Genomic DNA, 8,386 nt, shown 5'->3' on the forward strand with positions numbered 1-8,386 from the left:
AAATGAAAAAGGCGAGCCGTGAAGCTCGCCTTTTTGTCCAAATCCGGCAGTTTTTGATGTTTTTTACAGTCCGGAAGCTCCCAGATTGTAAAAGCGGCGGGCGTTGCCATGCAGCACGGCGGCTTTGTCGGCGTCGGTAATATCTTTGTTTTCCAAGAGCTCGCTGATCTCGTGTTTGCAGAACTCATTGTTCACTTCGTGCGGGTAGTCACTCGAGTAGACCCAGGGTTTGTTGCCGAAGCGTTTGATCGCGTAAGCCATGTCCGGTTCCTCGCCCTCGCAGCCGACGAAGACTCTTCCGGCGTCGATGTGGCGGGCGACGTATTCACACACTTTTTCTTTGGGCTTTAAGTCAAGAAATCTTTTGCGCGGATCGTGTTGGATGTGGGTCTCCCAAGAACGGTCGAAGCGCTCCAAGCACAGGAACGTCCAGGCAACGCCGCCTTCCATGAAGCCAAATTTGACGTTGGGGTATCTGTCAAACACGCCGTTGAAGACGATGCCGGCGAAGGAAACCATCTGGCCGAACGGGTGGCCCAACGCGTGCACGGGAGCGTAGGGCGTCAGGTCATCGAGGCCGAGGTTTTCATGGGCGCCGCCGTGGATGCCGATGGCGCAGCCGTGCTTGTTGGCTTCTTCGTAGATCGGCCAATAGCGCGAATCACCCAGATGCGCTTGAATCCCGGTGGAGGGCAGCATGACGCCGCACATGCCCAGATCTTTCACACATCTGCGCAGCTCCGCTACCGCCTCCGATGGCTCTTGGAGCGGCACCAAGCCCATCGCCTGAAAGCGCGGGTTGAACTTCATGTAGGTGTTGTAGATCCAGTCGTTGTAGCCGCGCGCGACATCGATGGCCCAGTCGCGGCTGACGATCTTGCCGAAGGCCAGGCCCAGTGTCGTATAGAGCACGGTTTTCTCGATGCCGACATCTTCGAGAAAATCGACCCAACCCGCGGGCCCGACTTTGTTAAACGCGCCGGGAGGAAAGTCGTGCATGTTGGCGGAGTGCAGATGGTCGAGGGGCGGAAACGGGTTGAAGAATGGATGAGTGTCGAATTTGTCGCGGTATTTCTGCGGCATGTAGTTGATGATTGCTTTGGTGTCTTCGATCACGTGGCCGTCGCCGTCGATGATTGTATAGCCTTTGAAGGGCATGGCTTTTCCTCCCGGGGATTTTCGCTTAGGTCATCAAGCGGAGCAGTCTTTGTCAAGACTGCTCTGTTTCGCGTTATAGGGAACTGGGCCTACAGCTCTGGACTCTGCATTAACCCAAAACCCGAAACACTACGACTCGTTCGGATTATTTTGAGGCGGGCAAAAAGGAAAAATCGGTGTGCTTCATCGGGTCGTAGTCCGCTGCAATCGGCCGCTCCTGGCGCAGGATGTCGAGATAGCCGCGCGCGATCTTGGGGTTCATGCGGGCGTCTTTGTTCATGATGCCGATCAACGTCGCGTAGGTGCCTTCGGCTTCCTGCTGATTCACTTTGAACTTGTCGACGATCATCTTGACGCTCTCGGCGCGGTTGGCGCGCAACCAGGCCAATGATTCGACGATGGCAGTGACGGTGCGCCGCACCGATTCCCGATTGGTTTTGATTTCGTTCTGCGAAGTGATCAGTCCGACGTAAGGGATGTCGGCCAACTCGCCCAGCGCCATGAACTTCTTGTAGCCGAGCGATACCGCCTTGTCGTCGAAGGGCGGCGTGACGACGGTGGCGACGACGCGGTTGCTGGTTAGCGCGCGAAAGCTATCGGCGGTGCCGCCGGTGTTGATGACGTTAATGTCTTTGTCTTTGATCTCATGCTTCTTGAGAAACGCCTGGAAGAAATAGTAGGGCGAGGTGCGTATGCCCGAGAGCGCCACGGTCTTGCCGATGAGATCCTGCGGTTTGTTGATGTCTTTGTTAGTCAACAGCACCCAGGGTGAGATGTCGCTGAAATTGGCCAAGACGACCATCGGCAAGCCGGACACCGCCGCGGAAAGCGCCGTCGAAACCGAGGTGAGATAGTTGATGTTACCGTTGACCAGCGCCTGGGGCTGGATCGAGCTGGTCATCTGAATATATTCGGACTCAATGTTGTATTTTTTGTAAATGCCTTTCTCGGCGGCGACGTAGTAGGGCATGTAGGAGAACGCGAGCGAGGGGAAGCCGATGCGGATTTTGTAGGGGGTTTCGGCGGCCGAGAGGACGGCTGCGAAGAGCAATGCCGAGAGAAAGCTTGCAACTCTTGTGATAGTGACGGTTCGGTTGATACCAGTGCGCCGAAGCCGTTCTTTGTATGTCATTCTGAGCCGAAGGCGAAGAATCTCGTCTTGACTCGCAGTGCCGAAGACGAGATCCCTCGCTGCGCTCGGGATGACACCGCCGCTACTTTGTGATCGCGTCCCTATCATGTTGTCTCCTCACGCATTCGCTGCTTTGGCTTGCCCATTCCAACTCTGCCGCGCAATTTTCAACGCGTTGGGCTGCGGTAAGTTTTTCAGCTTGAAAAACTCGATGGCGGTTTTGTTAAAAAGTTTTTCTTTTTGCGCGAAGGACAGATCTTTGCTGTCGACGGCGTCTTTGACCGAGTAAGGAAAGTGGCAATCCCAATGGCAATAGTCGGAGGCGTACATGACGGTGTTCTCGCCGTTGGCGGCAAAGACGCGGTCTAAGCCTGTTTCTTCGGACTCACACGTCAACGTTATCTGCTCGCCGCGGATGATGTCGCTTGGTTTTCTCTTCAAGTCCGGCATCTGCGGTGCGAGCTTCTCGATGTGCTCGTCGAAGCGCTCGGCCCAGAAGGGCAGCCAGCCGGCGCCGCCTTCCATGAAGCCGACGCGCAGCTTTGGATAACGGTCGAAGACCCCTTCGCCGATCATGTGCATCATCGCGAGCATGAGCTCGAACGGAAACGCGGTCATGTGCACGTAGACATATTTGTTTAAGCGCTCGCTGCCGGCGCCCATGACGCCGGACACGCCGAGCACGCCATCGTGGCCGGTCTGTGGGTGGACGCTGAGCGGCATTCCTAAAGACTGCGCGCAATCGTAGATCGGGTCGAACATGCGGTCGCCCATGTTGTTCAAGCCGTAAACGTTGGTTGGCAGCATGGCGGTTACTGCGCCGGCTTTGGCGAGATACTCCAATTCTTTGACTGCCGCAGGCGGGTTTTGGCAGGGAATCAAGCCAACCCCGAGCAAACGTTTCTTGTCGGCCGAGCAGTATTCCATGAGCCAGTCGTTGACCGCGTGGCAGAGCACGGCTGACAATTCTTTGTTCATCAATCCGTTCACCGTCAGCGCGATCTGGGTACCGAAGAGAATCGCGGCGTCGATGCCTTCGGCGTCCATGTCTTTGAGCCGCGCGTTAGGGTCGACCATGCCTTCGCGAAAGCCGCGGGCTTTTTCGGTCATCGGTCCGGAGACGCCGGGACCAAGGCCCTGCGACGCTGACCACATGCGCCCTTCGAGCAGCATGCGCGAGTTGCCTTCGTTATCCTTCATGCGAATAGGCGCCTGCGAACGCCATTTCTCCGGCATGCGCGGCCGCAGGTCGATGTTGCCCTCGTATACATGGCCGTCGGCGTCGATGACTAGAACATTGTCGAAGTTATCCATGATACCGTCCTCCGATCAGTGGCTTGAACACTCCCCTAGCACAGCGAAACTCTCCAGGGCAACCGCCGTTTGAAACCGCCATGGCGATCTTATATTCAAACAGAGTCGATGAAACGTCTTCTCAAAGAGTGCCGAGAGGGAAAGAAGCTCGAACGTGCCGATGCCATTGCTCTTGCGCGCGTCGAACCCGACGAGCTGCGTGAGTTATTAGATGTCGCGGCGCTCGTGCGCGACCGGTGCAAAGGCCGCGTAGTCACGTTTTCGCCGAAGGTTTTTGTGCCGCTGACGAACCTGTGCCGCGATTTTTGCGGCTACTGCACGTTTCGCAAAGCACCAGAGGAGTCGGGTGCCAAGACCATGTCCCTCGAAGAGGTGTTGCAGGTCGTGCGCCAAGGCAAGTTAATGGGCTGCACGGAAATCTTGTTTAGCCTGGGCGACAAGCCCGAGGCGATCTATCCGGAGATGAAGCAGTTTTTGAACGAGCGCGGTCATCAACGCACGCTCGATTATCTTTTCGCGGCCTGCAACGTCGTGCTTGACGAAACTGGCTTGTTGCCGCACGCCAATGCCGGAGTAATGGGCAAGGGCGATCTGCAGCGCTTGAAAAGCGTCAACGCGAGCATGGGACTGATGCTCGAAAGTGTGAGTGAGCGTTTGATGCAGGCCGGTGGCGCCCATGACAACGCGCCGGATAAAAAGCCCGCGGTGCGGTTGCGCACATTGGAATTGGCCGGCGAGCTGCGCATTCCTTTTACCACGGGGATATTGATCGGCATCGGTGAGACCTGGGAAGAACGCATCGATTCGCTGCTGGCGATTCGCGAGCTGCATGAACGCTACGGCCACATTCAAGAAGTGATCGTGCAAAACTTTCGCGCCAAGCCGACTATCCCGATGCACGACCATCCCGACGCGACGCGCGACGACATGGCGAAAACCATTGCGATCGCACGTTTAATCCTTGGCGGCGACATGAACATCCAGGCGCCGCCCAATCTGACGCCGGACGGATTTGAGTCTTATCTCGACGCCGGCATCAACGACTGGGGCGGCGTGTCGCCGCTGACACCGGATTTCATCAATCCCGAAGCGCCCTGGCCGGCGCTGCAATTGCTCCAAGAAAAGAGCGCGCAAGCTGGCTTCGCATTGAAAGCGCGCTTGCCGATCTATCCCGAGTACATTCGTGAGGCATTTGTCCATGCCGATGTCCTATCGGTCATAGAAAAGCTTTGCGATGCCAATGGCCTGGTCAAGAACGGCGGCCCGCTGGCGCAGCTTCCTTCACTCCAACACTCCGGTACTCCCTCCGCCCAGGTCTTTCGCCGATGATCGCGGTTCTGACCGGCGGAACCGGCGGCGCCAAGCTGATTGAGGGCTTGGCGGCGGAGGTCGATCCATCCGAGTTAACAATCATCTGCAACACCGGCGACGATTGTGTGTTCCACGGGCTAAACATCTCGCCCGACATCGATACGATTCTCTACACGTTGGCCGGCCTGGCCGATACCGAAAAAGGCTGGGGTGTCAAAGGCGATACTTTTACGGCGTTAGAACAGCTTCGGCGTCTCGGCAATGACGCTTGGTTTAACCTCGGCGATAAAGACTTGGCGATGCACATCACGCGCACCAAGCTGCTGCGCGAAGGATTGCCGCTATCGGCCGTAACCGAGCGCTTGTGCTTGGCGCTTGGCGTGCGAGCAATGCTTGTGCCGATGTCAGACCAAACGATCGAGAGCCGGGTCACAACACCGCGGGGGGAAATTTCCTTTCAAGAATTTTTTGTGAAAGGTCGTTGGGCCGCCGAGGTGACGGCGGTGCGCTTTGCCGGTGCCGAGCAGAGCCGTCCGGCGCCGGGTGTTATCGAAGCGATCCAGAGCGTGAGCGGCATAATCATTTGCCCGAGCAATCCGATCACCAGCATCGGTCCGATCTTGGCAGTGCCGGGAATACGCGCTGCGCTCGAGCAAGTAACAGTGCCGGTGGTGGCGGTGAGTCCACTGATTGGCAAGGCGGCGATTTCTGGACCGGCGCACAAGCTGATGACCGCGTGCGGCTTCGAGGCGACGGCGCTGGGCGTGGCACAAAAGTACCGGGGATTGCTCAAAACGCTGCTGATAGACCACGCAGATCGAAAACTTGCCGCAGGCATCGAAGAGCTCGGAGTCGACCTCGGCGTTACCGATATCCGCATGCCAACGCTTGCGGACAAGCGTCGGCTTGCGCGCGAGGTCTTGGCTGAGGTGCGCAAATAGTGATAAGAAAATTCTTTCTACTCCCCCATGAACGTCGTCGCTCTGATACCGGTTAAAGGCTTCCGCAATGCCAAGCAGCGCTTGAGCCCGCTGCTCGGCGCGGCCGATCGCGAAGTGCTCGCGGAGACCATGTTCCGCGATGTGTTGCGCGCGGTTGTCCGCGCGCGCGGTTTGGCTGGCACTTATGTCGTTACCGGCAACGATCAAGTGGCGGCGATAACAACCGAGCTGGGCGCGGAAGTCATTCGCGAAGCCGTGGAGACCGGCGAGACCGGCGCGGTGGATTTTGCGCGGCTCGAGTTGAAAAAACGCGGCTGCGAAGCGGCGCTGATTATTCCCGGCGACATGCCGCTGGTACGCGCTCGGGATATCGAACAGGTACTCGCTCAGGTTCCCACAGATGCTAGAGCGCCTTACGCGCTGCTCGTGCCGTCGCATGATCGCCTGGGCACGAACGCATTAGTTTTGGCGCCGCCGGATTTGATCAAGCTGCGTTTTGGCTACGACAGCTTCACGTTTCACATGAGCCAGGTAACTTCGCAGGGCTTGCCGATGCGCTTTGTCGAGAACGAGGCGATTGCCCTCGATATCGATGACCCCAAAGATCTCGAATGTTTCTTAAGTCATAATCTCGCCGACGGTGATTCGACAGGCGTGGCGCGGGCCATGTTGAGCGAACGACAAGCTGAGAGCCGCCGTTCCGGTGGCGCATGAAGAAAATCGAGCTGCTCGGGGTCGAAGGGCTCGGCGAGATTCGCGCCGGGGACGCGGTTGGCAAGATCATTGCCGAGGCTTGCAGGAACGCAGGTATCGCTTTGACCGACGCCGACGTGGTTGTCATTGCGCAAAAGATCGTGTCCAAGGCCGAAGGACGCATGGTACGGCTGGCCGACATCGAACCGTCGGCGCGCGCGCAGGAAATCGGCCGCGAGCTGGACAAAGATCCAGTGTTGACCGAAGTGATTCTGCGTGAAAGCCGCGGCGTGGTGCGCAAGGGCGGGCGCGCCTTGATCGTCGAGACCCAGCACGGTTTTGTCTGCGCCAACGCCGGTGTCGATTGCTCTAACGTCGGGCTCGGGCAAGCCGCGTTGTTACCGAAAGACCCCGATGCGTCGGCGCGGCGCGTTCGCACGGAAATTGAAGCGCAGTGCGGCTGCGCACCGGCGGTGATTATCACGGACAGCTTCGGCCGGGCGTGGCGCGTGGGGACGGTGGACGTGGCCATCGGCGTGGCGGGCATGAAGGCGATCAAAGACGAGCGCGGCACGAAGGATCGTTACGGTTATGAGCTGCATGCGGCGGTGGCAGCGGTGGCGGACGAGTTGGCGGCGGCGGCAGAGTTGGTGATGGGCAAGAAGGATGGGGTGCCGGTGGTAATTGTGCGAGGTTATCAGTTCGAAAAAAAGGAGGATGGATCGGTGCGAGAGCTGCTCCGGCCCCAGGCCGAGGATCTCTTTCGCTAAGGTTCGAGAAGTACAATGGACAATTTGAGTGTGGCAATTGTCGGCGGCACGGGAAATCTCGGCAGTGCGTTAGCGCTGCGCTTGGGCGCGCCGGGGGTGAAGATCATCATCGGCTCGCGCGACGCCGAAAAGGCCAAAAAGGCCGTGGACACGTTGAAGCCCAACCTGCGCGCCGGCGAGATGGTCGGCATGACTAATCAGGATGCGGTCAAGGACGCCAACTTCGTCGTTATCGCAGTGCCGTACGAAGGCCAAGCGCAAATGATTCAAGATTTGAAGGGCCAAGTAGCGGGCAAGATCATCATCGACACGGTGGTGCCATTGAACAAGGTAAAGCCCTTCGTGCCGCCGGCGGGTTCGGCGCTGCAGGAAGCGCAGCAGATTCTCGGCGACGAAGCGCCGGTGATCGGCGCGCTGCACAATATTTCCGCAGTCGATTTGGGCGACGTCGATTCGCCACTGGGCGACGTGCTCGTGGTCGGTGACAACGCCGAGGCGAAGAATAGGGTGATGGAGATCATCACCCGCATCGGCGCGCGTGCCTTCGACGGTGGCCCGGCGAGCAATGCTTACGTAGTCGAAGGGCTCACGGGCGTTATCATCGCGCTGAACCGCAAATACAAATCCAAACACGGCAGCATCAAAATCACCGGCATCGGCGATCACTAGTAAGTTCGTTCTCCGCTTGCGCGGTGCGAGCCCAGCAAAACCCTTCCGGAGCGAAGGCAAAACAGTCTGCTCCTAAGAATGGTATATGACTGAGAAAAGGCTGTGCTGATGCCTTCGCTCCTCCAGGGTTTCGCCGGGCTCGCAGTTTTCCCCAACAAGTACCAGTCCAAACACGGCAGCATCAAGAAATAAGCTTGTCTACGCTTGCGCGGTGCGAGCCCAGCAAAACCCTTCCGGAGCGAAGGCAAAACAGTCTGCTCCTAAGAATGGAATATGACTGAGAAAAGGCTGTGCTGATGCCTTCGCTCCTCCAGGGTTTCGCCGGGCTCGCAGTTTTCCCCAACAAGTACCAGTCCAAACACGGCAGCATCAAGAAATAAGCTTGTCTACGCTTGCGC

General features: G+C 58.0%; 8 protein-coding genes. 5 read left to right on the top strand and 3 right to left on the bottom strand.

The genetic code is table 11. From position 1 onward, the window contains the following. Positions 1-63 precede the first annotated feature (63 nt). From FJ145_04235 to FJ145_04245, 3 genes are all read right to left on the bottom strand, one after another. Complete coding sequence (locus tag FJ145_04235) at positions 64-1,158, bottom strand: amidohydrolase (GenBank protein MBM4260634.1); 1,095 nt, start codon at positions 1,156-1,158, stop codon at positions 64-66. A gap of 145 nt (positions 1,159-1,303) precedes the next feature. Further along, positions 1,304-2,398 (bottom strand): ABC transporter substrate-binding protein, encoded by a 1,095-nt coding sequence (locus tag FJ145_04240; protein MBM4260635.1) that lies wholly within the window; start codon positions 2,396-2,398, stop codon positions 1,304-1,306. Positions 2,399-2,407: 9 nt separating this feature from the next. Beyond that, entirely contained in the window at positions 2,408-3,604 is a 1,197-nt protein-coding gene (locus FJ145_04245; protein MBM4260636.1) for an amidohydrolase, read from the bottom strand. A 108-nt stretch (positions 3,605-3,712) separates the two neighbouring features. Between FJ145_04245 and cofG the strand changes: the two genes are divergently transcribed. Genes cofG through npdG form a run of 5 tightly spaced genes read left to right on the top strand, consistent with a single transcriptional unit; the run spans position 3,713 to position 7,988 of the window. Then, a complete protein-coding gene (cofG, locus tag FJ145_04250) occupies positions 3,713-4,933 on the top strand; it encodes a 7,8-didemethyl-8-hydroxy-5-deazariboflavin synthase subunit CofG (protein MBM4260637.1) in 1,221 nt (406 codons plus the stop codon). Then, a complete protein-coding gene (locus FJ145_04255; GenBank protein ID MBM4260638.1) occupies positions 4,930-5,856 on the top strand; it encodes a 2-phospho-L-lactate transferase in 927 nt (308 codons plus the stop codon). The genes cofG and FJ145_04255 overlap by 4 nt, the downstream gene beginning before the upstream one ends. A 27-nt stretch (positions 5,857-5,883) precedes the next feature. Continuing rightward, positions 5,884-6,570, top strand: a complete 687-nt coding sequence (gene cofC, locus FJ145_04260; GenBank protein ID MBM4260639.1) for a 2-phospho-L-lactate guanylyltransferase — start codon at positions 5,884-5,886, stop codon at positions 6,568-6,570. Next, positions 6,567-7,319 (top strand): coenzyme F420-0:L-glutamate ligase, encoded by a 753-nt coding sequence (gene cofE, locus FJ145_04265; protein MBM4260640.1) that lies wholly within the window; start codon positions 6,567-6,569, stop codon positions 7,317-7,319. Before cofC ends, cofE begins: the two co-directional genes overlap by 4 nt. Positions 7,320-7,334: 15 nt before the next feature. Continuing rightward, positions 7,335-7,988 carry an NADPH-dependent F420 reductase gene (gene npdG, locus FJ145_04270; protein MBM4260641.1) on the top strand — a complete coding sequence of 218 codons (654 nt, stop codon included), beginning with the start codon at positions 7,335-7,337 and terminating at the stop codon, positions 7,986-7,988. Positions 7,989-8,386: the final 398 nt, after the last annotated feature.

The sequence above is a fragment of the Deltaproteobacteria bacterium genome (genome assembly GCA_016874755.1).
GTDB lineage: Bacteria > Desulfobacterota > Binatia > UBA9968 > UBA9968 > DP-20.